Below are 24,687 nucleotides of genomic sequence, written 5' to 3' on the forward strand. Positions count from 1 at the left end.
TGCGTCCGGCAGATGGTAACCACGGTAGCCAATTGCGCGGAGGCATGACCGTGGTTTTTTTGTGACCCGGTTGTGTCGATCTTGTGCGATTGGGCGGCCTATCATTCTTGAATGGCTAGCGTGGCCATCTGTTCTGCTCATGTCTCCCCTCCGGCCAGTAGTTTGTAGCCACGCCAGAAATGGCCTGACACTACACGGAGGTTTTATTGTGAAGTCATTACCTGTAACACATGCCAACGATTTTCCCCGTCCTTTTCCCAACAGCCGTAAGGTCTATGTGCAGGGTTCGCGGCAAGATTTGCGTGTGCCTTGGCGTGAAATTGCCCTGACTCCAACGCCGACGCGTCTGGGCGGCGAGGAAAATCCCCCTTTACGTGTATACGATACCAGCGGCCCCTATACCGACCCTGCAAGCTCGGTTGATATCAGGGAAGGCCTGGCTCCGCTGCGGCGCGCCTGGATACTTGAGCGTGGAGATGTCGAAGAGTACGAGGGGCGCCCGCTGCAGCCTGTCGATAATGCCCTCAAGCCCGGTGAGTCTGCGCTCAACCTGGCCAGCTTTGATTGCCAGCAACGGCGACCACTGCGAGCTCGCCCTGGACAGAATGTGAGCCAGATGCACTATGCGCGCCGGGGCCTCATCACACCAGAAATGGAGTTTATTGCGCTGCGTGAGCAGGTCGCGCCGGAGTTTGTGCGCGCCGAAGTTGCCAGTGGGCGGGCCATCATCCCGGCTAATATCAACCATCCCGAGAGCGAGCCAATGATCATTGGGCGTAACTTCCTGGTCAAGGTCAACGCCAATATTGGTAACTCGGCCGTCAGTTCCTCGGTCAAGGAAGAGGTTGAGAAGATGGTCTGGGCGACTTGCTGGGGCGCCGATACGGTAATGGATCTCTCAACCGGTAAACATATCCACACGACAAGAGAATGGATCGTTCGTAATTCTCCCGTGCCCATCGGTACTGTCCCGCTCTATCAGGCTCTAGAGAAGGTAGGAGGCAAGATCGAGGAGTTGTCGTGGGAGATCTACCGCGATACCCTGATCGAGCAGGCCGAGCAGGGAGTTGACTATTTCACAATACATGCAGGTGTGCGCCTGGCATACATTCCCTTGACCGCTGAACGCCTCACCGGAATCGTCTCGCGCGGCGGCTCCATTATGGCCTCCTGGTGTCTGGCTCATCATCAGGAAAACTTTCTCTATACGCATTTTGAGGAGATCTGCGAGATCATGCGTTCTTACGACATCTCCTTCTCACTGGGCGATGGCTTGCGTCCCGGCTGTATTGCTGATGCTAACGATGCTGCCCAGTTCGCCGAACTGGATACGCTGGGAGAACTGATGAGCATCGCCTGGAAATATGACGTTCAGGCTATGATCGAGGGACCCGGCCATATCCCTATGCATCTGATTAAAGAGAACGTCGAGCGCCAGATGGCTGTCTGCCACGAAGCTCCCTTCTATACGCTGGGACCGCTAACGACCGATATCGCGCCAGGCTATGATCACATCACCTCGGCGATTGGGGCGGCAATGATCGGCTGGTTCGGGACCGCTATGCTCTGCTATGTGACGCCCAAGGAGCATCTTGGCCTGCCCAACAAAGAGGATGTCAAGACTGGCCTGATCGCCTATAAGATCGCGGCCCATGCCGCCGACCTGGCCAAGGGCCATCCGGGCGCGCAGACCTGGGACGATACGCTCTCTAAAGCTCGCTTCGAGTTTCGCTGGGAGGATCAATTCAATCTCGCCCTCGATCCGCAGACGGCGCGCTCCTACCATGACGAGACGCTGCCGGCAGTTCCGGCCAAGCAAGCGCACTTTTGTTCGATGTGTGGCCCGCAATTCTGTAGCATGCGCATTACGCAGGATGTGCGCGAGTATGCGCGTCAGAAGGGCCTGGAAGAGGAGGCGGCTCTTACGGCTGGCCTGGCTGAGAAGGCGCGCGAGTTTCGCGCAACCGGCAGCGAGCTGTATCAAGCCGAACAGGCCTGAGCCGAAAATTCTGCCTATTGACAGTAGAAATACATGTGGTGTAAGATCTTCTCAGAACATTACACATAAAGCTCTGATTGGGGAGTATTCATGAAAGCTCATATAACTATGCTTCACGAAATGCAGCAGCAGGTAAACCAGACCGGTATGAGGTTTGGTTCGCTTAGCGTGTCTCCTACTCCCTGATTTCAAAGCAGTAGACATTTCTCAGTCGCCAGACCTCAAAGTGCAGAGGGGCTGGCGATTTTTTTATGCCTGGAAAATCTTGTTTAGTTTATGAAGGAGAAAGTTATGGACACAAGCTTATTCGAGCGTTTGAGTGCTATCCTGAGCAGCGCTGATCCGCGTGCTCACAAAGCCCGGCGCATTGCCGAACTGCTACGTGAGGAGTGCGGCTATCATTGGGTTGGCGTTTACGAAGTCGATAGCGCCGAAATCGCGGCAATTGCCTGGAGCGGTCCCACGGCTCCCGCCTATCCACGCTTTCCGGCCAGCAAGGGATTATGTGGCGAGGCTGTGCGAACTGGTGAGATCATTGTCGTCAACGATGTTGCTACAGATCCCCGCTATCTTACCACCTTCACCACCACTAGATCCGAAATTGCTGTACCCATCAAACATCCCATCATCGGCCGTACCATTGGCATCATCGACGCCGAAAGCGAGCTCCCGCATGCCTTTGCGCCCGCCGATTGCAACTTTCTTGAGGATTGCGCGCTTATGTTGGGAGCATTTATCGATTCTCATTAGAACATAATTCCGACACTATGTACTGTCGACATGATGTTTGTGAAACTATGATTTTTAACTTACTGGGCTGCCTGCTTAGCGCTAGAGAAGGAGAAGATAGTGCGCATCTCGCAAAATTGCTATGCCCTGACGGGGCTCTCTTTTGTTCCACCCTGGTCGGTCAATGCGGGTTTTATTACAGGCGAAAGTCGTACACTGATTGTCGATACCGGAGCAAACACGCTCTCTGCCCAGACCATCCATGGCTATGCTAGTGCTACTCGCCCCGGCAACGCCTTGAGCGTAATCAATACGGAGCAGCACCTTGATCATGTTGGAGGAAATGGCTACTTTCGCGCGTTTGGCCTTGAGATCTATGGGCACAGTCAGCTTAAGCGTAAGGAAGAAGATTTGCACGAGGCTATGGTTGAGCTGAACGCACTGATCCCTAACCGGGTACGCCGGGACGCGCATGAAGAGCGTGTCTTCTATGGCGGAACGCACCTGGCCAATCCCAGCATTCTACTGGCAGAGGAGACAAGGCTAGATCTGGGTTCTTTAGAAGTTCAGATCTTCTTCACACCGGGGCATACGCCAACAAATCTTTCACTCTATATTCCGGCTGATGGCGTGCTCTTCTGTGGCGATTGCATCATCTCTGGCTATCTGCCTAATCTTGAAAGTGGCGATCCGGCGGCCTGGCAGCGCTGGCTAGCTTCTTTGAATACTATTGAGCGCCTGGGACCGCGTATAGTTATGCCAGGGCATGGTAACGTGTTGCGGGATGAAGAGATAGGGGCCACACTACAGCATATCCGCTCAGTACTCTATCGCGCTATCGAGACCGGCCACGCGCCAACCCTAGCAGGGCAAGAGGATGAGGTATGAAGCCCGCAATGACAGCCTTTTCACTGCTTATTAAGGGAGCATTTCTTGCTTTGCCAATCCACATAACAAAGCCTGAGGCTTACCTGTTTGCCATATATATTCAACAGCAGAGTCAGCGGCAACAGCAACAACGTTGCCGATCTGGCCCTGTAATTCTGTGTCCTGCTATAGCCTAGCGCGGGCTGCACTCTACATCGCCGGATCGCCAAAACGGGTCCGGCGATTTTTTTTGTTACGTTTCATCGCTGCCAGCATTACATTGATACGATAATAAAAGGAGAAATAAGGATGTTTGCGTTTTTCATGCGTGGTTTACTGATTGGTCTCCCTCTCGCTGCTACGATTGGTCCGATGAGCATTCTCTGTATTCAACGCACGCTGCACAAAGGCTATCGTTATGGACTGGCATCGAGCCTTGGCGTTGCTAGCGCCGATGCGACCTATGGTAGTATCGCCGGCTTTGGCCTGACTGTACTGATCAGCCTTCTGCTAAGCTGGCAATTCTGGATTCATCTGCTCGGTGGGATGGCGCTCATTTTTCTTGGCGTCAAGATACTGCTCTCGCGCCCTGCCGAGAAGGCAGCTACAGAACGAGCCCACAATCTGCCGGGGGCCTATCTCTCTACCTACCTTCTAACCCTGGCCAATCCCCTAACCATTCTCTGGTTTAGCGCTATCTTTGCCAGCATTGGTAGCGGCCTGCAGGGAAGCTATGCCATAGCGACAGTAGTTGTAATCGGGATCTTTTGTGGCTCGGCTACTGGCATCTGCCTTGTGACGGGCTGTGCCTGGCTCTTGCGTAGTCGCTTTACCTCCAACTGGTTGCTCTGGATCAATCGCGCCTCGGGAGCTCTGATAGTGCTCTTCGGGCTCTTTAATCTGTTGAACCACAAACTTTAAGCGTTCTTGCGCTTTCCATATGCTTGCCAGGTAGAAAGTTCAACTCTTCCATTGCATGTCATAGTTGTGCTATACTGCTGACATGCCTAAGACGGGCAAAAGAATAAAAATAGGAGAAAGCAATATAAGCGACATTGTAACGATATCCGGCAGTTTGAATGAGCACAGGGTTTCAGAATTTGCGATTCCACGCCTTTGTTAGAGGGAGCCTTCGTGAAAGTGCATTAAGCATGTAATTTTCGACATATGTAAAGGAGTATTGAGATGGCCGAATCATCCCCAGCTTTTTCGCATGATTTTGCAGACGAGCCTTTTTTGCTGCCTATTGAGGAAATCTTTTATATTAAAGGGTGGGCCTTGTTGTGATGGGGCGAGTTGAGCGTGGGGTGATTCGTGCGGGTGAAACTGTTGAAATTGTGGGAATAAGGGAAGAAACTCTCTCCGTATCTGTCAAGAGGATTGAAGCATTTCAAAAGACGCTGACGTTTGCTCGGGTCGGCCTGGCTATTGCTTGTGTGCTCGGGAGATGAAGCGCACTGATGTTGAGCGAGGGCAGGTATTGACAAGCCCTGGATCGATCAAAGCTTATAAGAAATTTAAGGCCATACTGCAGCCACATTCAGAGGCTAAAGACGGCTGGAAGGTTCCCACTTGGAATGGATATCCGCTAAAATTTTCTCTACGGACCGCAGATGTTTCTGGCTTGATCAAGCTTCCAGAGGGAGTACAGATGATCATGCCAGGTGGGGGAAGCGAGGCGGAGATAGAGTTAAGCTTTCCTATCGCCATAGATCATGGTACATATTTTACTATTAGCGAAGGTGAGCATATTGTAGCAAATGGCATGTGCAACGAAAGTGAGAAGGTTCAAGATTTCTCTAGAGAAAAGATGGTCAAGTCGGATCAACAGCAATATCAAAGCATTGCCAAAGCAGATCAGCGCAGACCGTCAATCAGTGATCCTGGAGTGGAAGCAACTGCACAGGAAGCAATGAATAATCCACTTGTCAGCAATATTATCTCTTCATTACAAGAGCAGCTTCCCTTGATTCTAGCTCAGAGCTCCAAACAGCAAGAAGCAAACACCCGGGCAGAGAATCGGTATCAGCAACATCTGGATGCGCTGAAGCAGCGGCTGGGGCCAAATCATCCGCAAGTATCTGATACTCTCATTGAGATGGCTCTTTTCTATCGAAAAACGGGACGCTATATGGATGCTGAAGAGTTATGTAAACAAGCACTGCACATTCGCGAGGAGCAACAAGAGCCGAATCATCATGATATTGCTGTCGCGCTTTCCTGGTTAGCCATGATATACTGCGACCAGAAAAAATATAGCCAGGCCGTGCCTCTGCGTCAGCGCCAACTTGAGTCCATGCGAGAACAGCGTGGAGATGATCACCCTGAAACAGCTTTGAGTATGACTGATCTCGCGCTGTGCTATTTTGAGCTGCAGCAATGGCAGCTTGCTGAGCCGTTATTTCAGCAAGCTCTGAGCGTTCATGAAAAGAATTTAGGAGTGGACCATCTCGACCTGGAAAGACACCTGGTTAACCTGGAGAAAGTCTACTACGCTCAGGCGCACTATGCCAGGGCTGAAGCTCTGCGCCGGCGCCTGCTCGCTCTCTATGAGCGCAAATACGGGCTTGAGCATCCCCAAACCGCGATGTGCCTCTATAATCTTGCGTTGCTGCAGATCAAGCTGCAGCGCTTGAACGAGGCAGTCCCAAATTTCCAGCGAGCGTTGAACATCAATCGAAAGCACTATGGCTTATCCCACTCTCATACGCAAAAATGCCTGGTAGGGCTGGCAGATCTTTACGGACAACTCAAGTATTACAGCCAGGCGGAACCTCTTTACCTTGAACACATAGCATTGCTGAGGGAAACCAACGCCGAACGTAGCAGTATCGCTCCTCTCCTCAATCAGCTCTGCAAGATTGAGGCTGCCCGAGGAAAATATGCAGAGGCTGAGCGCGCTGGTCAGGAAGCCTTTGATATCTATACCCAGAGTGAAGATGCGTATACCGGCGATATCCTTGATTGCTTGCTTAACTTGAGAAATGTCTATAGCCGAGGCAGGCAGTCGCAAAAAATTGAGCAGACCTATCTAAGAGCCTATACCATCTTACAGAAGCAGCCATTGCGCATCAATGATAAAAAGTATGTGCAGGCCATTCGCAATCAAAATTATGTGCGCACCGGATTAATGCAATTCGGTAAATTTGCGGAAGCGGAGCAGGTGGGACGTTTGACGCTGGTACTTGCTGAGCGCTATTTAGGTGCGGATGATGTTAATACCGCCAACTGCTTATTGAATCTGATCTGGCTCAATAGGCGCCTGATGCACCAGGAGGAAGCCAGAAAAAATCTGCAACGTGCTCTGGGCATCTATGAGCTGCGCATCGCAAGCTATCATCGGATTATGCTCGAATTTCTTGGCTCATTTGTGGAGCTACATCGCAACATACTGGGAGATAAAATGCTCTGGCAATTGCTTCTCCCGCTTCTCGGCCTTTGCAAACGTCAATTAGGCGCCTATCATCCTACCATTAATATGCTCTATCAGATCTGCCCTGAGCTGCGGAAACAAAGCGTATAAGAGTTTCGGAAAGCATGTTATGGATCATTCTCAGAGAGTCTTAGATTCTCTCGTAAGCGATGTTCTCTCTAAGAGCAACGTTGACGACAGCACCCGCTATCTCTGTAGAGATCTCTTGTTGGAGTTGGTGAGCTTGCAGAGATCCAGATAGGAGCTTTTAACAGACACCTATTTATAATCTCTTCCATCCCTAACCAGACGCCTGCTCAGGGATGGAAGTAGCAGGCTTATGACCAACATAAGCCTGTGAGGAGGATGCGCGTGATTAAAGCGTCGCATCCTTTTCCTGCTCGCTGTCGAGGGCCGCCAGGCGCTGTGCATCATAGCGTGCCCCAGCTGCGGCACCCTGTGGTATGGCGACTTCAATGCGGGCCAGCTCGCTCGCTGTAAGCTGAAGGTCAAGGGCTCCCAACGCTTCAGAGAGTCGATCTGGTCGTCGTGCGCCGACCAGGGGAACGATATCCTGCCCTTGTGAGAGGACCCAGGCAATCGCCACCTGGGCCACGGTCGCTCCTTTGGCTGCGGCGAGAGCACGTAACGCCTCAACCAGGGCCAGGTTATGCTCAAGGTTCTCGCTGCTGAAACGAGGATTAGAGGCGCGGAAATCAGTAGTGCTGAGCTCCCGTTGCTGTGACCAGTGCCCGCTGATGAGACCACGGGAAAGGACGCCATAAGCCGTCACGCCAATCCCCAACTCCCGGCAGGTTGGCAGGATCTCGGCCTCGATGCCGCGCGAGAGCAAGGAGTACTCTATCTGGACGTCGCAGATCGGGTGCACGGCAGCCGCGCGGCGCAGGGTCTTCGCTCCCACTTCTGAGAGGCCAATGTAGCGAACGTAGCCAGCTTTGACCAGATCAGCAAGGGCCCCCACAGTTTCTTCGATAGGAACGGCAGGATCAAGGCGCGCCAGTCGATAGATATCAACATAGTCAGTCCCCAGCCGCTGCAGGCTATAGGCCAGAAAGTTTTTGATTGCGGCTGGCCGCCCATCGATCCCGCCAGCCCAACTCCCGGCAGGATCACCCAGCACTCCGAACTTGACACTAAGTACTGCCTGTGAGCGCTCATGACCCCGTAATCCCTTTTGCAGTAGCAATTCATTATGGCCTGCGCCATAGAAGTCGCCAGTATCAAATAACGTAATTCCGGCCTCAAGAGCTGCCTTGATCGTTGCCAAGCTCTCAGCCTCATTGGCAGGACCGTAGAGTGCAGACATTCCCATACAGCCCAGGCCAAGAGCTGAGACTTGAGGACCATGAGAACCAAGTGAACGCATATGCATGCTATTCTCCTTTTTACTGTTTCCCGTTACATATAATATTGAGACAATTTTTTGAGCGCTTGCCATTGCTTACAATCGTGCCCAAAGATTATCAACTTACTCTGCTCGCTCTGGGCAAGGACAAGTAGTTTGTGCTTGCACGTAACCTGCTCCAAATTTTCATCGAATGGCCCCAATGGTCACCATATCTAATGGCTATAAACCAGATAATCTTTATATATAATAGAGGACAAAAAAATTTAGCTATCTAGCTTGAGTACGTCACTAAACCATTGCCTGGTCGCTGCCAGATGTTGCGCCGGTGCTATCTCTTCTCTCTTCTCGTAGAGCCAGAGAAGCGTCCTCTCACGTAAAAAGGTGCGCATCTGTTCCTCGGCCTGAAGCATGACACTATGGATTAAACAGCGACCAGAGAAGAATTCAGCAGGTGGCTGTTGCTCTCTATAAAGGACGCAACCTTTGATAATTCCCTGGCACTGGAAGATGGCTGCCTGTCCCTCAATTGCCTCTATGACATTCCAGAGTGTAATCTCATTAGCCGCGCGTGCTAACTCGTATCCTCCTTTGACGCCAGGTATCGAGCGAACAACCCCCGCTTTTTGCAGGCGCGTAAATACCTTGGAAAGATAGGTTTCGGATATTCCCTCAAAGGTCGCAAGGTCTTTGACGCCCACGTGAACCTCGGGAGGAAGATCAACCAGGTTGAGTAAACAATGGAGAGCGTATTCCACGCCAATACTAAATTGCATTCCATCCCCAATTGTCGCTAAATATTGTCTCTATTATCGACATTGTGAAATATAGCATACTATTTTGTGAGCCGTCAAGACCAGGCTGGTATTTTTGGCATCAGCCAGGAGAAGCATTCTAGCGATATGAAGGCTGGATATTCTGTATGCGAGGAGGCTACTCTAGAGCCTGTAATCGAGAGTTCGCCCCCTCCAGAAAAAAACTTTCCTGCACCTCCTCACGGGGCCTGCCATTCCCATGAGATAGTAGCAGGAAGCGCTATGCGTTATTTATAGGTTCAGCTCCTGGGCCTTCATCACGAGCTGGACGCGATTATGCACCTGTAGCTTGCCATACATATTCTTCATATGCCAGCGAATAGTGCAAACCTCAAGACACATTTTCTCGGCAATCTCCTGATTTGCTAGCCCCTGGCGTGCCAGGTGTAATACCTCCAATTCCTTGGGGGTCAGCGGTTCAAGGAGCTCTACGGAGGGAGCTTTGCGCACAAATCTCTCAGTTCGTGTCAAGGACCATTTGCTGCCTTTGAGGACCTTGAGCATGCCAAGAGCATAATCTTGCGAAAAGTTGGGCCAATCCAGCCGGGGTGCTTTGCGGCGCAGATCCAGCACCCGCTCTAGCAGCTCGCTCATAGCTCTGCCCTTATCGAGAAAGTTGCGCATGAAATGTTCTGGCGCTCCCTCGGCAAGAGCCTGGCACAGGAAGCGGCCAGCACTCATGAGGTCTTGTTTTCCATAGTGGGCCAAAGCCTGCAGTACATGAATCTCGATGATGCTTGATAGATGCCCCGTTGAGTATGCAAGCTCCAGTAAATTGCCCAACAACGCGAGCGCTTGATCAAACTCTTTTTGTTGGAGCAGTAAACGCACGTCCATGAATTGGTCTAGCTCGTAGAGAAAGCTTGTCTGCGGAAGCCTGTCAAGGATAAATTGGGTCACTCGCATGCCATCTTCCAACTGCAGACGCTTACGAAAGATACGCAAGCTCAGCGAGGTATAAAAGTGCAGACTATACTTGTAGGCGTACTGCTCAGCCTGCGAAACAAGCTCGTCGGCTTCAGCCACTTGCCCCTGTATTTGTTTCATCAAGGCCAGGGTAATCAGCCCATCTACCAGTGCCGGCCCTACCAAACCGCGCGCCTCCCAATTTTTGCACATCTCGATCCCTTTTAACAGATAATGGAGAGCCTCTTCTGTATTGTTCCATTGGCAATAAATATCTCCCATGCCTAGTAACAGCATGCCAGTTGCTAGAAGCGGCTCATTTGTCTTGCCCTCGTGGGCTCGCTCGATTGTCTGCTGCGCAGATTGCAGGAGGGCCATACTTTTGTGCAAGGAGCCCTGGATGGCATAGAGCTTGGCTTGTACCCAGGCGCAGACGCAGGCAAAGGGGAGTGAGCCTGAAGCAAGATTATCTCTATAAGCTTGCTCAAAGTAAGGAATCGCCTCTGCTTCTCGACCTTCTAGCCAGATAGTCACTCCTGTCACCATCATGGTCTGGATGCGAATAGGCAGATCGATAGCCGGCAGATGCCTGGCGGCATAGTTGGCAGCTTTAAGAGCATCCTGAATACGCCCTTGCAGATTGGCTAAATAACCGTGTACCGCTGCGATGACAGCCTTCCAGTAAGCCTCATCTACTCGTCCATAAGTTGGGGCAGAGGTTTCCTGAGAAGCGGGAAGCCTGACATTGCGCAAATAGTTTTCAATGTTAGAGGTATAGCCCTGGAACATCATAGCCCAGGCATAGGTCAGGCAGAGCAGTGGATGAGAGAGGATGAGCTCATCAGGGATCGCCATCAGCCATTTTACCAGGAGGGCGAACTTGCATTGCGTCAACATCGGCTGGGCAATCTGTTCGATAAGCTTGATAGCCCGCTCAAAGTCTCTTGCCGCCAGAGCGTGCTCGATGGCCGCCGGATAATCGGCCTGCTGCTCAAACCAGCTGCTGGCCCGGCTATGTAATTTTGGAAGCATTTCGCGTGCGCTGCGCTGGAGAAGATGATAGAGAAAATCTTGGAAGCAACGATGGTAGCGATACCAGCCAGGCTCACCCTCTAATGGCTCAAGAAAGAGCCCGGTCTTTTCTAACGCTTCAAGTATCTCATGGCCGTTAGCTTTGCCTGTAACGGCGGAACAGAGAGAGGCATTCAGGCGCTCAAGAATCGAAGTGTGCAGTAAAATATTTTGAATGCTTTCCGATTGCTGATGGAAAGCCTCGGAAGTTAAATATTCCAAAATGTAACGGTGGTTACCGGAAAAGGACTTGACCAGGCGAGCTATGCCCTCCCCTTCCTGCTTGCTCAGCGCATAGGCGGCCAGCTGCAGGGCGGGAGCCTCCTTTCACTCCCGGCGCGCCGCCTGTACCTGGATGAAAAATCTTGACGTCCTCATGCTGCGCTACAATCCTCTCCATACTGGCGCAGAACGCGATATTGTGCCCTACCTCTCTGGCGAGAAGGCCCGCGATCCGGGCATTGTGGCCTTCAAAACTGCCTATTTCGGCAATACTCTTGTGCCTGATTTGCCTCCTGCTCTGGGCAAAGATCTGCCAGCAGTGCCCGACCGCTATCGGTTTGCTCTGAGCAATCCCTGGATTGATGTTGTCCTGACCGGACCCGAAAACCGCCTGCAAATCGAGCAGGCCTTACAGGCCCTCGAACGCGGCCCGCTGAGCCCACACGAATATGCCGAAATGAAACGCTTTGGCGAGCTTCTAGCTGTCCCTGGCCAGGCTACCCAGTCTGTAAATTTGTCAGGCAAGCATGAATTGTTACAAAGATAGGCCTGATTTAAGAAAGGTTTGTGCAATGCAACATACTGAGCGATCGAGTTTCGATACAGAAAGTCTACTTAACAATCCGGAATGGTGCCGGGCCCTGACTTTGACTGAGCGGCTTGAGCTTATGCGCATGTATGGTGGCGTAAGTGAGCAGAGCAAGAGCTATGACGCGGATTTTGCTCGGCGCAAGCTTGAGCGCTGGAAGGCTCAGTATCCCTTTGACAAGGAGAATTATTTTGCCCAGCGCCTGGAAATGGATGGTCTTAGCGAGAATGAGCTGGCTATTTTGCTGGGTGAAGCTCCTGCCACTTTTCGCGCCCTTCTCGCCGAAAGCCCTGCCTGGCTGCAAGAGCTTGCACGCGCCTATGCCCAGGAACCGGCCCGGGAATATGAAGAATTCTTGCTGGGTCTGCAGCAGCCGGAGAAAACAGCTGAGGCGCAGGAGCCAGCGACAGCGCCCCATCTCGGTTTTCTGACGGCAGTCTTGCCCTTGATATCAAGGGGGACTGTCCGCCTGCGCGCCGGCATCTCCGAGCTCATCGACGCCTCCTCAGAGCTGCCTTTTGATCCACAGACGGTCCATACAGTCCTGCTGGAATTTCTTCCACCGCGTTTAATGCAGCAGCTAGCGCGCACCTTTACCCTTGAGTTACATGTTGCGCGCCTGGAGGAACGTTTGCGCGGCGAGACATCCCAGGAACGCCTCCTCGATTTCATCGACCAGCTACGCCGGCCCGAGGTTGTCTTGCCTTTATTGGAAGAATATGCGCCCCTGGCCCGCAATTTAATGATCACTATTGAGAACTGGATAATGTATGGCTTGGAGTTCTTAAGCCATCTTAGCGCTGACCGGCCACTCATTCGCGCGCGTTTTTGCGGGGAGAGCGATCCAGGCAAGCTGATCAAGGTGGATGGTGGCGCGGGTGATCTGCACAAATGAGGGCGTAGCACGCTGGTTCTGCAGTTCTCCTCAGGCTTTCGCTTGATCTATCGCCCCAAACCAATGGCCGTCGATGTGCATTTTCAGCAACTGTTGGGCTGGCTGAACGAACGTGGAGATCATCCCGCCTTTCGCGTGCTAGAGGTGATCGATCGCGGTTCATATGGCTGGGCTGAGTTTGTGAGCGCCGAGGAATGCACGTCGCAGGAAGAAGTAGCCAGCTTCTACGAGCGCCAGGGAGGATATCTAGCCCTGCTCTATGCCTTAGAGGCTACCGATGTGCACTTCGAAAACCTGATTGCCGCTGGCGAGCATCCTGTGCTCATCGATCTGGAGTCGCTATTTCATCCCCGCATTGAGATAACTGCACCGTTGCGCTCGCAACGTCAGACTTCCAGCATTATGAATCACTCGGTTGTGCGCATCGGTCTGTTGCCTTATCGCATGTGGGGCAACCGAGAGAATGTGGGCGTGGATATCAGCGGCTTGAGCGGCAGCGGTGGTCAACTTACGCCCCATCCTGTGCTGCGCATGGATAAGTTGGGAACTGATGAGATGCACTTTGTGCGTAAGCGTGTAGAGATGCCAGATCATCCGAACCGACCGCGCTTGCATGGGCAAGGCACTGATGTATTAGCGTATCGTGATCATCTTATCAAAGGCTTTGCGCAGATTTATCGCCTGCTCATGCGGGAACGAGACGCACTTATCACGGGACCTATCGGGGCCTTTGCCCACGATGAGATTCGTCTGATTGCTCGTGCGACAAATACGTATGCCCAGCTTTTGCACGAGAGCTTCCATCCTGACCTGTTACGTAACAGTATGGAGCGCGATCGCTTCTTTGATCGGCTCTGGGGTGCCATCGAACGCCAGCCACATCTTACACGGCTCATCGATGCTGAACGGGCGGATCTGCATAATGGTGATATTCCTATGTTTACGTGCCGCCCGGATACGCGCGATATCTTCAGTGCTCGTGGGGTTTGTATTCCCGCTTATCTAGAGGAGACAAGCTTACAGGCAGTCAGCAGGCGCTTGCAAGGTTTTAGCGAGGCCGACCTGAAGCGTCAAGTCTGGTTTATCGAGGCTTCGCTGGCGACCTTGACGTTGAGCGAAGGCCTGACAAGTTGGAAGCCCTCACACTTGCAAGCCACGCCAGAGAAGATCAGTCGCGAGCGCCTTTTACGAGAAGCCTGCAGGGTAGGAGATCGCCTGGCTGAACTGGCTCTGGTCAGTGAACATGGGGTCGGCTGGATCGGCCTTGTCTATGTGAATGAACGTGAATGGCAGCTAATGCCTACCAATGCCGATTTCTATAACGGTACTACTGGCATTGCCTTTTTCCTGGCTTATCTGGGAGCAATAACCGGCGAGGAGCGCTACACGAATTTAGCCCGAGCTGCCCTGCCCGCTATCCAGGAGCAGGAAAGAGAGCTGAGCAAGCAGCCAGAGAGCGTGAGTATTGGAGGATTTGATGGCTGGGGTGGCCTGATCTATTTCTACACGCATCTTGGTAGGCTTTGGCAGGATGCGGCCTTGCTGGATCGCGCTAACGAGATTGCGCACCTGTTGCCTGAGCAGATTGCTAAAGATAAGATAGGGGATATTATGGCTGGATCGGCAGGTAGCATCTGTGCTCTGCTGACCCTCTATGAGGTCGCGCCGAGGTCTGAAGTGCTGGAGATCGCTATACAGTGTGGCGAGCGTTTGCTCAGGCATGCTGCCCAGTGTGGTGGCGAGCCCTTGAGCGATGAGGATGGCGTATCGCCAATCCCGGCCAGTCGTCCGCTGGCGGGTTTCTCACACGGAGCGGCTGGAATGGCCTTCAGCCTGCTTCGTCTCTGGGCCGCCAGCAGTCAGGAGCGTTTTCGCCAGGGAGCCGAGCGTGCCATGGCGTATGAGCGTAGCGTATTCTTAACGGCTAAAAAGAATTGGCCCGATTTTCGCCTGCTCAGTAGCGCTGAGGCTAAGCGTGTCGAGCTGCCTGCGGACGAGGAGCTATGCATGATAACCTGGTGCCATGGCGCGCCGGGCATTGGCCTTGGCCGCCTTGCTTCTCTTTCCTATCAAGACGATCAGCGCATGCGCGAGGAAATTGAGATTGCTATTCAAACCACCCTGAAGCAGGGCTTTGGCCAAAATCACTCGCTTTGCCACGGCGATCTAGGCAACCTTGAGCTCTTGCTGATGGCTGCGCAAATGCTGCCTGAGCCCTCCTATCATGATCTGGTTCAGACCTACACTGCCATGTTACTGGATAGTATCGAGCGCGAAGGCTGGCTTACGGGCATTCCTCTGGGCGTTGAATCTCCCGGCCTGCTGACGGGGATTGCCGGTATCGGCTATCAGCTAATGCGCCTGGCAGAACCGGAGCGCGTGCCCAATATATTAACGCTGGCCATGGCAGGCAAGCCAGGCGCACAGCCTTAGTAAGAGCTACCAGGCTCGCGACTCCGCACATGCCCGCGATACGCCATAGGCGCGACTTTTCAATGGCTCTGGAAGCTGAGGAATGGGCGCATAGAACTATAGTTTGGCGAGAAACTAGCCAGTAAGTCAGCTCTTGCAAAACTATGAGCCTTGGATGGGATGTTTCCGGCTAGCTGATGGTGGGCCTATGCCTCTCATCAGATCCGCCAGTAAATTACTGCCAGAAGGCACAGGTAAGGGCATGTAGAGCGCTGAAAAAAGCCAGAGAAGGAATGGTCTCTGTATATCCATAGGCATCTAAGCTTGACTTTGTACAATTTGGGGAAAGGGCTGGGCACAAAAGCTTCTGGAGGTAAGATAGAAGCTGACCAAAGCACTATCTTAGCTCAGGAGGATGTTCATGCCCCTTCCCGATCCCATTATAGAAGTATTAGCCGTCTTTCGGCCATTGTTTACCGCTCCCACCTGGAGAAAACTGATGATCTTGTTAACCGGAACCTTGCTGGCCCACGGACGCCGCACGGTCGCAGCCGCGTTGCGTGCCACAGGCCTCAGTCAGGCAAGCAACTGGAGCCTCTTTCATCAGGTGCTCAATCGAGCCCGCTGGTCTCCCCTGGCTGTGAGTCGCCAATTGCTCCTGCTGATCGTCGAAACCTTTGTACCAGCGGGAGCCTGGGTAGATCTGGTCATCGATGAAACGCTGGAACGGCGCTGGGGCAGCAAGATCCGCAAACGAGGCAATTACCGCGATAGCGCTCTCTCCAGCAAAGAACGCTCGGTGAGCAGTCCTGGATTGCGCTGGATTGTGCTGGCCGTGGTCGTGACGCTCCCCTGGACCAGGCAGAGATGGGCATTGCCCTTCTTGTGTGTGCTGGCAACCACTCCAGAGGTGAGCGCGCGTTTGGGCAAGCGACACAAAACCATCGCGATGTGGGCCCATCAGATGCTCAGTCTTGTGCGCCGATGGCTGCCTGATCGCTCAATCAAGCTACTGGGCGACAGCGCCTACAGTGTCCTGGAACTAGGGGTGTATGCTCAGCATCAGCACGTCACGTTGATTACAACTGGTCGGCTCGATGCGGTTCTGCATGATCCACCTCCCGAACGCAAAGAGCACACGATGGGTCGTCCGCGAGTGGTTGGCGAGCGCCTTCCCTCCCTGGAGCAAGTCTTGCAGAATGCAGAAACGGCCTGGCAAAAGCTCACCTTGGACTGGTACAGCCAGGGTGAGCGGCCAGTAGACTTCTGCACGGGCTCCGCCTTGTGGTATCGCACGGGCTCCGCTCCTCTGCCTCTACGCTGGGTGCTGACTCGCGATCCACAGGGCAAGCGTCCCCCAAAGGCCATCTTTTGTACCGATCCCACCCAGACCGCCGAAGAGATCATCAAGGACTTCATGAAACGCTGGAGTCTGGAAGTGACCTTTGAAGAGGGGCGCGCCCATTTGGGCATCGAGACGCAACGCCAATGGTCCGATCAAGCCATCGAGCGCTCGACGCCTGTGCTCTTCGGCCTCTATAGCCTGGTGACGCTCTTTGGGCAAGCGTTGCATCCAGATGGGCAGCTCCTGATCGCTCAAGCTGCCTGGTATCGCAAGCACACCGCCACCTTCTGTGATGTGCTCGCTCTCATCAGGCGCCATCTCTGGGACCTGCAGACTTTTCCCACATCACCCACTGATCCGGGCGCGGTTTTAGTCCCCCGCTCGACGCTTGAGCGCTTCTCATGGGTGGTCTGTTATTGAGTTGGAAATGTACAAAGTCAAGCTTAGAAGATGTTTTGATAGTCAGGAGGTAGTAGCGGTTCAAACAGGCCCAGTGAGAAAAGAGCTGTAGCAAGATCAAAGCGCCGGTCAATATAGCCCCCGCCGGACCAATCGATGACGCCCGCGACGTGCTGAGCATGCATGAGCACATTGGGCAAGCAGTAATCATAGTGTCCGAAGACAATTTCGTTCTCGATTGTGGATTTGGCGGCTTGCAGCTCGGCTAATAAATGGTGGGCGTTCTGGCCATCAAAGCTGCTGTTGGTGTTGGCAATGAGGGTCTCGCGAGGCCTGGCCAGAATTTTCGTATGTAGCCAGGCTAGTTTGGTCGCCAGCCAATCATGTGGATAGGGCAGATCCGGTCTCCAGCTATGAATGCGCTGGAGCATCTGAGCAAACTGTCTAATAAGCCACGCTCGCTCTGCAGGCTCGGCTTGCTGAAGGACACTATGTAGTGGTTCACCTGGCAGATATAAGAAAAGGAAAGCATGGCCATCCTCTAACGCTTCTTCAATTAGAGGTTGCGCTACAAAAGGTTTATACGCATGCAGAGCCCTAAGTATAGAAGCTTCTTTGTTCAATGCCTCGCTCATCGCGGCGGTATGGGCTAGCTTCAAGACGAAGCGCCCGCGTTGCGAAGTTAAGATGTATACCTGAAAAGCCATACCCTGCGGAGGCAACTCGCTCTTGATGAGCGGACCAACATAGTGCGCGATCTTTGGGGGAAGCGGGATAGATAAGCGCATACTAGTGTTCTCCTCTCCTCTCAAAGCCTTTGACTTAGCGCTTCCGCGATCAACTCGTTGCTGATCGCGATGCCAGCTCGTGCGCCTTGCGCTGCAGCAATACTGACCCAATGGATGGTCTGGGCCGCGTCGCCAATTGCGTACAAGCCAGGAAGGCCGGTCCAGCCGTTCTCGTTGACCTGGATGAGACTCTCAACTTTGCTGCTACCGGTCATGAACTTGCAGCCGAGCTTTGCTGCTAATGAGCTATGCTGCCGAATCCTGGAGCGCAGGAAGAGCCCACTGCGCGGCAGAACTTTGCCGCTGCTAAAGACAAGTCTTTCAAGTATACCATCCTTTCCTTCAAGCCGTGCGATGGGCTCCTCACACACCTGAATGCCGTACATCTGCAATTTTTGCAATTCGGCCTCTTCTAACCCAACAGGTCCATCTGAGCAGAGCACCAGGTCGTTGCTCCAATTATGCAGGAGCCAGACTAGCTCAAGAACTTGTTCACCTCTCCCATAGATAGCCAGTGGCTTATCGCGCATCTCCCAGCCATAACAATAGGGACAATGAAAAACACCAGTTCCCCAGAGCTCTGCAAAGCCTTCGATCTCAGGTAACTCATCCCTCACGCCTGTAGCGAGGATAAGCTTGCGCGCAACTTCCTGAGTTCCGTCAGCCAGCGTGACTACGAAGTGCTGTTCCTGCCTGGTGGCAGCAAGCACCTCGGCCTGGCGAAACTCAACACTGGGATAGGGGCGTAGCTGCTCGCGGCCAATCTGCAGAAGTTCCGCTGGCTTTATATTGTCCCGCGAGAAAAAGGCGTGTACACCTGGCGAGGGAGCGTTACGCGGCGCTCTCGCGTCGCAGATCAGGACTCGTTTGCGGCTTCGACCCAGTACCAGCGCGGAACTGAGTCCAGCCACTCCACCGCCGACAATAATCACATCAAACATATAAAACAACCCTTATGAATAAAATAGTCTGGAGTCTGTCGTCAATGAGCCGTGTCATGCGCTCAATTGGCAAGGTCTTCCTGCAAGAGAGCATGCTGAACGTGGTGAGCAAGAAATTTACAACTGCATCTGAGTGAATTATACCGGAGGGAGCCTTGAAAAGATAATACTTCTTCTAATCGGAGTTGATAAGCTAGCGGTATCACTATTTCCTGTTCCGAACAAACTCGGACTAAGCCGAACTGACCGTATAAGTCCGGGTCAGGTAGAACTTTCTCAATACGGCTCGGACTTTTAGAGAACAAGTTCGATACTCTTGCTAGCTTGTTGCCGAATAGAAAAACTCCAGCCGTACAGAGCCGGATGGAGTGTCGATCGGGCCAATATGCCTCTTGGTGCTTCGACGAAAAGCTTAGCAAGAGAGCTAGACCTGCTTTGTTTCAGGTGGCAGCAATCCTACGCCAATACTCTGCAAGCGGCGTGGTGCTGCTGAAAAATCATTGTCGTCTACGATTTCGTAAAGACTGGCTGGCAAAATGCTTGTCTCGATAATGTCGGCAATGCGATCGTGGCGCTGCGCATTGCTGGCCGCTATCCGCTGTAGGACTTCTTCTAGCTGCTCGCGAGATAGATCAGTAAAGCCAATAGTCAGGATATCTCGCTCATCATTAAGTCCTCGCCCGATCAGCACGCGAGCTGGCACACCAAAGCCCTGCTCGGGAAACCAGGCCTCGCGGAAATCTTCCCAGTTCTTGCCTTCGCGCAAGCGACGTACAAGCACAACACAAAACATAGCACCCCTCCTTTTTACCTTGGAATTGGTAATGTATTGCTGATATTAGTGTATATTAGCCAGTAGAATACCTAAATATTACAGTTATCTTAAAAATATGTCAAATTATTGGCGAATATTAGCAATGGATTGGCTTTTTGCAACATTGATGTGCTGTATCTCTTGAACTTAGAGATGGGTGCACGCCTATGTATAATCAGGCTATCCAGGCCTTAATAGAAGCTCTTGCCTGAATTTTCTTGGCGCGACTCAAGCGAGAGGATATAATGGTGCAGATGGATGGTTGAGTATAAGGTATGCTCTGTTATCTCTAATTCAAAAGTGCTATGAACGCCCTGACGCATCAATTGATCCTGGCATAACTAGCAACGCTCCCGCTATGAAGGAGCGCTATTTCGTATAGAAAAGGGTAGCGATATGACAAGCGTAGATGAAGTGCTGGCCAGCTTGCAGCAGTATGCCAGGCCGGAGGCCGCTGCTGCTATGGCCAGATTTGGGATTCGGGGAGAGCATATTCTTGGCGTATCTTTGCCCAACTTGCGTGCCCTGGCTCGTAAGCTGAAAAAGAATCACCCTCTGGCCCTTGAGCTCTGGAAGACAAATATTCGTGAGGCGCGTATTCTTGCCTCGCTTGTCGCCGATCCGGCTTTAGTAACGCCCGAGCTTATGGAAGCCTGGGCGCGAGATTTCGATTCATGGGAATTGTGTGACCAGACCTGTGGCAATCTTTTTGATCGCACGCCATATGCTTATCAGAAGGCCCGCGCATGGAGCCAGCGCGAAGAGGAGTTTGTAAGGCGGGCCGGCTTTGTGATGATGGCCGAGCTGGCGGTGCATGATAAGAAAGCCGACGACGAGGCTTTTGCCGCCTTTTTCCCTCTTATTGTCAGCTACGCCAGCGATGAGCGCAACTTTGTCAAAAAGGCCGTCAACTGGGCGCTACGCCAGATCGGTAAGCGCAACAGCCATCTACGCACGCTGGCCCTGGCTTGCGCACAGGATATCTTGCAGCAGGATTCTAAGGCTGCTCGCTGGGTGGCGCGCGACGCCATCCGCGAGTTGCAGGCCCGAGCGTGACCCGCCAGACCGTTACTCCCGCTTCCCTTTTGCGTCAATACACAAATGTGTAGTTTTTCTACAAATGTAAAGGGAAGCAGGGATACGCCTATGTTCAGCTTTAACTAAGCTAGGCAAAAAATTCAGCAGGCAGCGGCGGCCACTCATCGCCTTGATCGGCGCGCTCCTCCCAGTTTTCCTTCCCGCTCCAGCTCTCTATCTCTATAGCATAGACCGAAGTGCGTACCAGCTCCTTATCTGTGATTGGGCGATACTCCTTGCCCGGCGACATGTGGGGAAAATATTTTTGGATCAGGCCGTATAAAGCATAGCGCTTCTCCTCGTTCTCGCTGAGAGGACGAATAGTGCCAAAGACTATCGCGCTCGCGTATTGAAGCGAGAATTCCACAGCCAGATTTGAGGGCAGCAACTTGCCAAATTCGCTGACTTCCAGGCAAACCTTGTCGTGTTGCTCGCTATTGGCCCGTACGCGCCCAATAATGTTGGAATGGAAAAAGATGGTGTTGCGCGCGGAATCGTACCAGTAGGTAGTTGGATTGATAAAGGGTTGTTCCTCCCAGCGCGTAGCAATGTGGGCAATCTGTGCGCGCGTGAGCAGCGCCTTGATCCATTCGTCTTCGCGGGCATGCTGAGGACGGCGTTGTTTATTGGCTGGCGTGGCGTCAAGGTTATAGTCTTTGGGCATAGTTCCTCTCTTCTCTTGCTGGCTTTATCAAGTTTGCATCCATTAGAGCGGGCGCGTTCGCTAGATAGCGCAATGTGTGCCAGGCTGCGGCGCCTCCGTTGAAATCAAGGCAATTAGGGCAGTGACCAAATGCGCATCTCGCTGCTCAGCTTTGTTGTTTCATATAGCCATGCTGTAGGCTCTTAGGCTATACAGGCTTCGTAAGCCCGCGCTCGTGTGACGGGCAAACAAGCACAATTATGGCTAGTTCTATGCTAGCCGATAAGCAATTGGGAGAAAAGAGCCACTTGAGAAGAAAAAGCAAGGGCCACTGCTCTAATTTATGCTCTCATCCTCTGCTCCGGGAGGCTTTTTATGCCTTATTGTCAGCCACCGCCGCATAGATGCCCAGGGCAATCATAGTGCAGCCAGAAAGTAGCTTTTGTCCGCGCTGAAAGCGTAAGCTCTTCTGTAGATACTGCCCAACAGATCCGGCCAGCACAGTTACCACAAGATCAGAGAGCGTGTTGAAGAGTACGGTAATGCTGCCTAGCAGGAGGAATTGCCAGAATACCGCTCCATGCGGGTTGATGAACTGCGGCAAGAGGGCCAGAATAAATAAAGCAGTTTTCGGATTCAGTAGTTCTGTGAGAATTCCCTGGTATAAGGCTGAGAAGCGCGTCGCCGACTGCTTTGCCTCATAAGCGATATGGCTGTCGCGCCGTAGCAAGGTCAGGATGCCCAGCGTGATCAGATAGATTGCTCCTGCATACTTGACCAGCGTGAAGAGCAGGCTTGAAGTCATGAGCAGCGCTGAGAGTCCGCAGGCGGCAAGGATGACATGACACAGCCCGCCCAGCGTATTGCCCAGCGTGGAGGCCAGACCTTCGCGCCGCCCGCCTTTGAGGCTGCGCGCTAAGACATAGAGCATACCAGGTCCCGGAATAATACTCAGGACGAAGGTTGTGGCCAGAAAGAGCCCAAAGGTAGATACATTTGGCATTGCTTATCCCTCTTCGTTGTCATTGCCGATAAGTTCCTCCATTGTAGCACAAACAGTCTTGAAGAATGCTTTGGGACGATCCAGGACTTTTGCTCTCGGCCTGCCTCTGTTCCGCGTTTGCCCCTCAAGCAATTCTATTTGTTAGTATCAGTCTTGACAAAGCAGCCCTGGCAGTCTATTCTAAATAGAGAAACTAGTTTGTGATGCAAACATATCTGTATAGAATTATGTGAGCAATTCTGGCGTGGAGAAACTTATGGAAATGTTTATGCAGCCTGGAACAGAGGCTGAGTTGATCTTTGATCCTCTGTCTTTACGCACCGTTACCGCCCTGGCCAATTGTGAGCGCGCTGATACCACCTTCCTGCGGCGCTTGCTGGGCGTCTCTCCGCAAGCGTTGGAGAGCCATTTGCTAAGGCTGCAGGAGGCCAGGCTTATCAAGCGTGAAGAGCGGTCTAACAGGCGCTTTGTACGCTTGAGTGCTGCCGGTCGCCAAGCAACGTTTGCTTACTTGCGTGCTGAGGCAGAGGAGGAACAGGTTGCCTTTAGCGGGGCAGCGCAGCGGCCTGGCAGGCTCAAAATTTCGTTGAATGTGAGTGTTGCCCTGCACATCGGCTATGCGCAAGAAGCGCCATCTCAAGAAGGGGAGCCTTATACCTCTGATATACCAGCTATGCGTTCCTTTTTACCAGGCGCTTGAAGAGTTTGCCATCCCAATCTTGAGAAGCGCGGCCAGGCGAGCAAGGAGAAATCGTGAGATGGAAGAAGAGAATAAAATGCCCACACCCTTTGAAGAGCTAGCAGCTCTGGATAAGCTGATCCATGAGCCGGCTCGCCTCGCGATTATGACCGCGCTATCCGCCTGTAGCGCTGCCGACTTCACCTTTTTGCAGCAGTTAACAGGGCTAACGAAAGGAAATTTGTCGAGCCATCTGCAGAAACTTGAAGAGCGCGGCTTGATCGCGATTGAGAAACGCTTTATAGGCAAGACCCCCAATACGCAGGCGAGCCTGACGGAGCAGGGTAGAACGGCGATTGAGCAGCACTGGCAGAGCCTGGATCGTCTGCGCAAAAACGCTCAGCTCATTGGCCGCCTGGAGCCACAAATAGAGCTATAAGGCTGACCTGCCTCGAAAAGACAGGTCAGCCAACCTGAGCTCAGTTTTCGCCTGAAGGCACGGCCGTCGCTTTGTGGCGCCAGGTCAAGGCGTGCTCTTGCAGCGTCTGACGATTGGCTACGATCCAGGCTTCCCGCCAGAGCGAATGCTCAACCCGTCTCTGGATCACGCCTTCGGATTCCTGTCCGGTTAGATAGCGTCCCACGCGCTGGACCAGCGAGGTGGCATCGCGCATCCTGCATAAGTCGGGCAGGGCCAGCAATTCTTCCTCGCTGAGTGGAAATCTGGCAAGATAGGCCGTGGCGAAGGTCTCCATCAGCGCCCATTCCTGGCCGCTTCCCAGCAATTGTACGGGCCACCAGCTCAAAGCGCCGCATAGATCAAGCGCGCGCAGGTCGGGCCCGGCGAGCTCAAAGTCAAGTACAGCGGTCACGCGCTGACCCTCTGCCAGAATATTGGCCGGATCGTAGTCGCGGTGCAATATTTGCTGCGGCAAGCGGCGGTAGAGTCCTGGCACCAGCTCGATTACCTCCTCAAGGAAGCTGCTCAGCTGTTGGATCTTCTCAGGAGCAGCCGGCAATTGCTGCAGGCAGACTAGCGGATCTTCGATAGGTCCTTGCCTGTTTTTGAGGGTTCCGAAGGTAGGAAGCTGGGGAGAGCCTGCTAAGCTTTGTGGCGATAGCTGGGCCAGAGCAGTATCCAGCCAGGCCAGAACCTGCGCGGCGTCAACGGCGATGCTTGGATCATGGCGGTCAGGAAGAAGATCGGGGAGCCGGCCTGACAATAAGGGCGAGAGTGTAGCCAGAGCTGCCTTACCTTCCAGCTCGCACTCTACGATACTATCTCCGTCGCGAGCCCTTAGTAAGAGTGGTAACTGCACCGGCGGCTGAGTGGCCGCTAGCGCTTCTAGTAATGAAGCTTCGTAGCGCAAGTGGGATATTCGGGCGAGATTTGGAATAATCCGCAGCGCGTATTGCTGCCCATCAGCGGCCAGGGCACGCCAGATAAGAGTATTTGTGCCTCCAACCATAGGAAAAATTTGCCAGGGTCCGGCTACTGGCCAGGCCTGCCATAATTGCTGTATATCCATCAAAATGAGCTCCAGAAATACTTTGGCGAGAAAATAATAATTAACTTCTCTTCAACGCTAATTCTAGCAGAAAGCCTTTCGCGACTCCATACGCATAGCCGCACTTTTCACCTCGTATCAGCAAGCCCAAAAAAGCGTCAGTCCGACCCCTCAACCAGGCCGGACGGACGCATTCAGAAAGGAACA

Annotated in this window: 20 protein-coding genes and 1 pseudogene; 12 read left to right on the plus strand and 9 right to left on the minus strand. The window is 52.9% G+C overall.

The annotated features are described in order from the left end of the window. Positions 1-208: 208 nt before the first annotated feature. From thiC to EPA93_RS09455, 6 genes are all read left to right on the plus strand, one after another. Complete coding sequence (gene thiC, locus EPA93_RS09430; protein ID WP_242527359.1) at positions 209-1,999, plus strand: phosphomethylpyrimidine synthase ThiC; 1,791 nt, start codon at positions 209-211, stop codon at positions 1,997-1,999. A gap of 291 nt (positions 2,000-2,290) precedes the next feature. Then, positions 2,291-2,749, plus strand: coding sequence for a GAF domain-containing protein (locus EPA93_RS09435; RefSeq protein ID WP_165422982.1), 459 nt, complete (start codon positions 2,291-2,293; stop codon positions 2,747-2,749). Between the two features lie 99 nt (positions 2,750-2,848). After that, complete coding sequence (locus EPA93_RS09440; RefSeq protein WP_165422983.1) at positions 2,849-3,616, plus strand: MBL fold metallo-hydrolase; 768 nt, start codon at positions 2,849-2,851, stop codon at positions 3,614-3,616. A gap of 288 nt (positions 3,617-3,904) precedes the next feature. Next, positions 3,905-4,516, plus strand: a complete 612-nt coding sequence (locus tag EPA93_RS09445; protein WP_129886818.1) for a LysE family translocator — start codon at positions 3,905-3,907, stop codon at positions 4,514-4,516. 365 nt (positions 4,517-4,881) lie between these two features. Further along, the gene (locus EPA93_RS50865) at positions 4,882-5,046 is read left to right on the plus strand and encodes an EF-Tu/IF-2/RF-3 family GTPase (protein ID WP_422877883.1); all 165 of its coding nucleotides are present in this window, start codon (positions 4,882-4,884) and stop codon (positions 5,044-5,046) included. Then, a complete protein-coding gene (locus tag EPA93_RS09455) occupies positions 5,043-7,118 on the plus strand; it encodes a tetratricopeptide repeat protein (protein WP_129886820.1) in 2,076 nt (691 codons plus the stop codon). The genes EPA93_RS50865 and EPA93_RS09455 overlap by 4 nt, the downstream gene beginning before the upstream one ends. Before the next feature lie 265 nt (positions 7,119-7,383). On the opposite strand, the gene EPA93_RS09460 is transcribed toward EPA93_RS09455, so the two are convergent. The 3 genes from EPA93_RS09460 to EPA93_RS09470 all read right to left on the minus strand — a co-directional run bounded on the left by EPA93_RS09460 (position 7,384) and on the right by EPA93_RS09470 (position 11,387). Continuing rightward, the gene (locus tag EPA93_RS09460; protein ID WP_129886821.1) at positions 7,384-8,400 is read right to left on the minus strand and encodes an aldo/keto reductase; all 1,017 of its coding nucleotides are present in this window, start codon (positions 8,398-8,400) and stop codon (positions 7,384-7,386) included. A 239-nt stretch (positions 8,401-8,639) separates the two neighbouring features. Then, the gene (locus EPA93_RS09465; protein WP_129886822.1) at positions 8,640-9,149 is read right to left on the minus strand and encodes an RrF2 family transcriptional regulator; all 510 of its coding nucleotides are present in this window, start codon (positions 9,147-9,149) and stop codon (positions 8,640-8,642) included. A 270-nt stretch (positions 9,150-9,419) separates the two neighbouring features. Continuing rightward, positions 9,420-11,387, minus strand: a complete 1,968-nt coding sequence (locus EPA93_RS09470; RefSeq protein ID WP_129886823.1) for a winged helix-turn-helix domain-containing protein — start codon at positions 11,385-11,387, stop codon at positions 9,420-9,422. A gap of 133 nt (positions 11,388-11,520) precedes the next feature. On the opposite strand from EPA93_RS09470, the gene EPA93_RS09475 reads away from it, so the two are divergent. The 3 genes and pseudogenes from EPA93_RS09475 to EPA93_RS09485 all read left to right on the plus strand — a co-directional run bounded on the left by EPA93_RS09475 (position 11,521) and on the right by EPA93_RS09485 (position 17,048). Next, positions 11,521-11,934 carry an aldo-keto reductase family protein gene (locus EPA93_RS09475; protein ID WP_129886824.1) on the plus strand — a complete coding sequence of 138 codons (414 nt, stop codon included), beginning with the start codon at positions 11,521-11,523 and terminating at the stop codon, positions 11,932-11,934. 613 nt (positions 11,935-12,547) lie between these two features. After that, positions 12,548-15,304, plus strand: a pseudogene (locus EPA93_RS09480) (type 2 lanthipeptide synthetase LanM family protein). 400 nt (positions 15,305-15,704) lie between these two features. After that, positions 15,705-17,048: an IS701 family transposase gene (locus EPA93_RS09485; RefSeq protein WP_129886825.1), complete on the plus strand. Its 1,344-nt coding sequence runs from the start codon at positions 15,705-15,707 to the stop codon at positions 17,046-17,048. Positions 17,049-17,071: 23 nt separating this feature from the next. On the opposite strand, the gene EPA93_RS09490 is transcribed toward EPA93_RS09485, so the two are convergent. The 3 genes from EPA93_RS09490 to EPA93_RS09500 all read right to left on the minus strand — a co-directional run bounded on the left by EPA93_RS09490 (position 17,072) and on the right by EPA93_RS09500 (position 19,549). Further along, positions 17,072-17,815, minus strand: coding sequence for a phosphotransferase (locus EPA93_RS09490; RefSeq protein ID WP_129886826.1), 744 nt, complete (start codon positions 17,813-17,815; stop codon positions 17,072-17,074). 20 nt (positions 17,816-17,835) lie between these two features. Then, complete coding sequence (locus EPA93_RS09495) at positions 17,836-18,756, minus strand: NAD(P)/FAD-dependent oxidoreductase (RefSeq protein WP_129886827.1); 921 nt, start codon at positions 18,754-18,756, stop codon at positions 17,836-17,838. Positions 18,757-19,180: 424 nt separating this feature from the next. After that, positions 19,181-19,549, minus strand: coding sequence for a hypothetical protein (locus EPA93_RS09500; protein ID WP_129886828.1), 369 nt, complete (start codon positions 19,547-19,549; stop codon positions 19,181-19,183). Positions 19,550-19,966: 417 nt separating this feature from the next. On the opposite strand from EPA93_RS09500, the gene EPA93_RS09505 reads away from it, so the two are divergent. After that, positions 19,967-20,626: a DNA alkylation repair protein gene (locus tag EPA93_RS09505; RefSeq protein ID WP_129886829.1), complete on the plus strand. Its 660-nt coding sequence runs from the start codon at positions 19,967-19,969 to the stop codon at positions 20,624-20,626. 109 nt (positions 20,627-20,735) lie between these two features. Here the strand turns inward: EPA93_RS09505 and EPA93_RS09510 are convergent, their stop codons facing one another. Next, positions 20,736-21,311, minus strand: coding sequence for a pyridoxamine 5'-phosphate oxidase family protein (locus EPA93_RS09510; protein ID WP_129886830.1), 576 nt, complete (start codon positions 21,309-21,311; stop codon positions 20,736-20,738). A 352-nt stretch (positions 21,312-21,663) separates the two neighbouring features. Next, complete coding sequence (locus tag EPA93_RS09515) at positions 21,664-22,293, minus strand: LysE family translocator (RefSeq protein ID WP_129886831.1); 630 nt, start codon at positions 22,291-22,293, stop codon at positions 21,664-21,666. 268 nt (positions 22,294-22,561) lie between these two features. Between EPA93_RS09515 and EPA93_RS09520 the strand changes: the two genes are divergently transcribed. Together EPA93_RS09520 and EPA93_RS09525 are read left to right on the plus strand one after the other, a co-directional pair. Next, complete coding sequence (locus tag EPA93_RS09520; RefSeq protein WP_129886832.1) at positions 22,562-22,993, plus strand: ArsR/SmtB family transcription factor; 432 nt, start codon at positions 22,562-22,564, stop codon at positions 22,991-22,993. A 58-nt stretch (positions 22,994-23,051) separates the two neighbouring features. After that, complete coding sequence (locus EPA93_RS09525) at positions 23,052-23,411, plus strand: transcriptional regulator (RefSeq protein ID WP_207229490.1); 360 nt, start codon at positions 23,052-23,054, stop codon at positions 23,409-23,411. Between the two features lie 40 nt (positions 23,412-23,451). Here EPA93_RS09525 and EPA93_RS09530 read toward each other — a convergent pair whose 3' ends face one another. Continuing rightward, complete coding sequence (locus EPA93_RS09530) at positions 23,452-24,501, minus strand: phosphotransferase enzyme family protein (RefSeq protein ID WP_129886833.1); 1,050 nt, start codon at positions 24,499-24,501, stop codon at positions 23,452-23,454. Between the last annotated feature and the right edge of the window lie 186 nt (positions 24,502-24,687).

It is taken from the genome of Ktedonosporobacter rubrisoli (assembly GCF_004208415.1).
GTDB classification, from domain to species: domain Bacteria; phylum Chloroflexota; class Ktedonobacteria; order Ktedonobacterales; family Ktedonobacteraceae; genus Ktedonosporobacter; species Ktedonosporobacter rubrisoli.

Excerpts from the sequence above, each read along its gene's own strand:
- EPA93_RS09485 (WP_129886825.1), top strand. The coding sequence starts at position 15,705 with ATGCCCCTTCCCGATCCCATTATAGAAGTATTAGCCGTCTTTCGGCCA.
- EPA93_RS09460 (WP_129886821.1), bottom strand. The coding sequence starts at position 8,400 with ATGCATATGCGTTCACTTGGTTCTCATGGTCCTCAAGTCTCAGCTCTT.
- EPA93_RS09520 (WP_129886832.1), top strand. The coding sequence starts at position 22,562 with ATGCAGCCTGGAACAGAGGCTGAGTTGATCTTTGATCCTCTGTCTTTA.
- EPA93_RS09435 (WP_165422982.1), top strand. The coding sequence starts at position 2,291 with ATGGACACAAGCTTATTCGAGCGTTTGAGTGCTATCCTGAGCAGCGCT.
- EPA93_RS09475 (WP_129886824.1), top strand. The coding sequence starts at position 11,521 with ATGAAAAATCTTGACGTCCTCATGCTGCGCTACAATCCTCTCCATACT.
- EPA93_RS09525 (WP_207229490.1), top strand. The coding sequence starts at position 23,052 with ATGGAAGAAGAGAATAAAATGCCCACACCCTTTGAAGAGCTAGCAGCT.
- EPA93_RS09465 (WP_129886822.1), bottom strand. The coding sequence starts at position 9,149 with ATGCAATTTAGTATTGGCGTGGAATACGCTCTCCATTGTTTACTCAAC.
- EPA93_RS09490 (WP_129886826.1), bottom strand. The coding sequence starts at position 17,815 with ATGCGCTTATCTATCCCGCTTCCCCCAAAGATCGCGCACTATGTTGGT.
- EPA93_RS09445 (WP_129886818.1), top strand. The coding sequence starts at position 3,905 with ATGTTTGCGTTTTTCATGCGTGGTTTACTGATTGGTCTCCCTCTCGCT.
- EPA93_RS09495 (WP_129886827.1), bottom strand. The coding sequence starts at position 18,756 with ATGTTTGATGTGATTATTGTCGGCGGTGGAGTGGCTGGACTCAGTTCC.
- EPA93_RS50865 (WP_422877883.1), top strand. The coding sequence starts at position 4,882 with ATGGGGCGAGTTGAGCGTGGGGTGATTCGTGCGGGTGAAACTGTTGAA.
- EPA93_RS09500 (WP_129886828.1), bottom strand. The coding sequence starts at position 19,549 with ATGTTTTGTGTTGTGCTTGTACGTCGCTTGCGCGAAGGCAAGAACTGG.
- EPA93_RS09515 (WP_129886831.1), bottom strand. The coding sequence starts at position 22,293 with ATGCCAAATGTATCTACCTTTGGGCTCTTTCTGGCCACAACCTTCGTC.
- EPA93_RS09510 (WP_129886830.1), bottom strand. The coding sequence starts at position 21,311 with ATGCCCAAAGACTATAACCTTGACGCCACGCCAGCCAATAAACAACGC.
- EPA93_RS09455 (WP_129886820.1), top strand. The coding sequence starts at position 5,043 with ATGAAGCGCACTGATGTTGAGCGAGGGCAGGTATTGACAAGCCCTGGA.
- EPA93_RS09505 (WP_129886829.1), top strand. The coding sequence starts at position 19,967 with ATGACAAGCGTAGATGAAGTGCTGGCCAGCTTGCAGCAGTATGCCAGG.
- EPA93_RS09530 (WP_129886833.1), bottom strand. The coding sequence starts at position 24,501 with ATGGATATACAGCAATTATGGCAGGCCTGGCCAGTAGCCGGACCCTGG.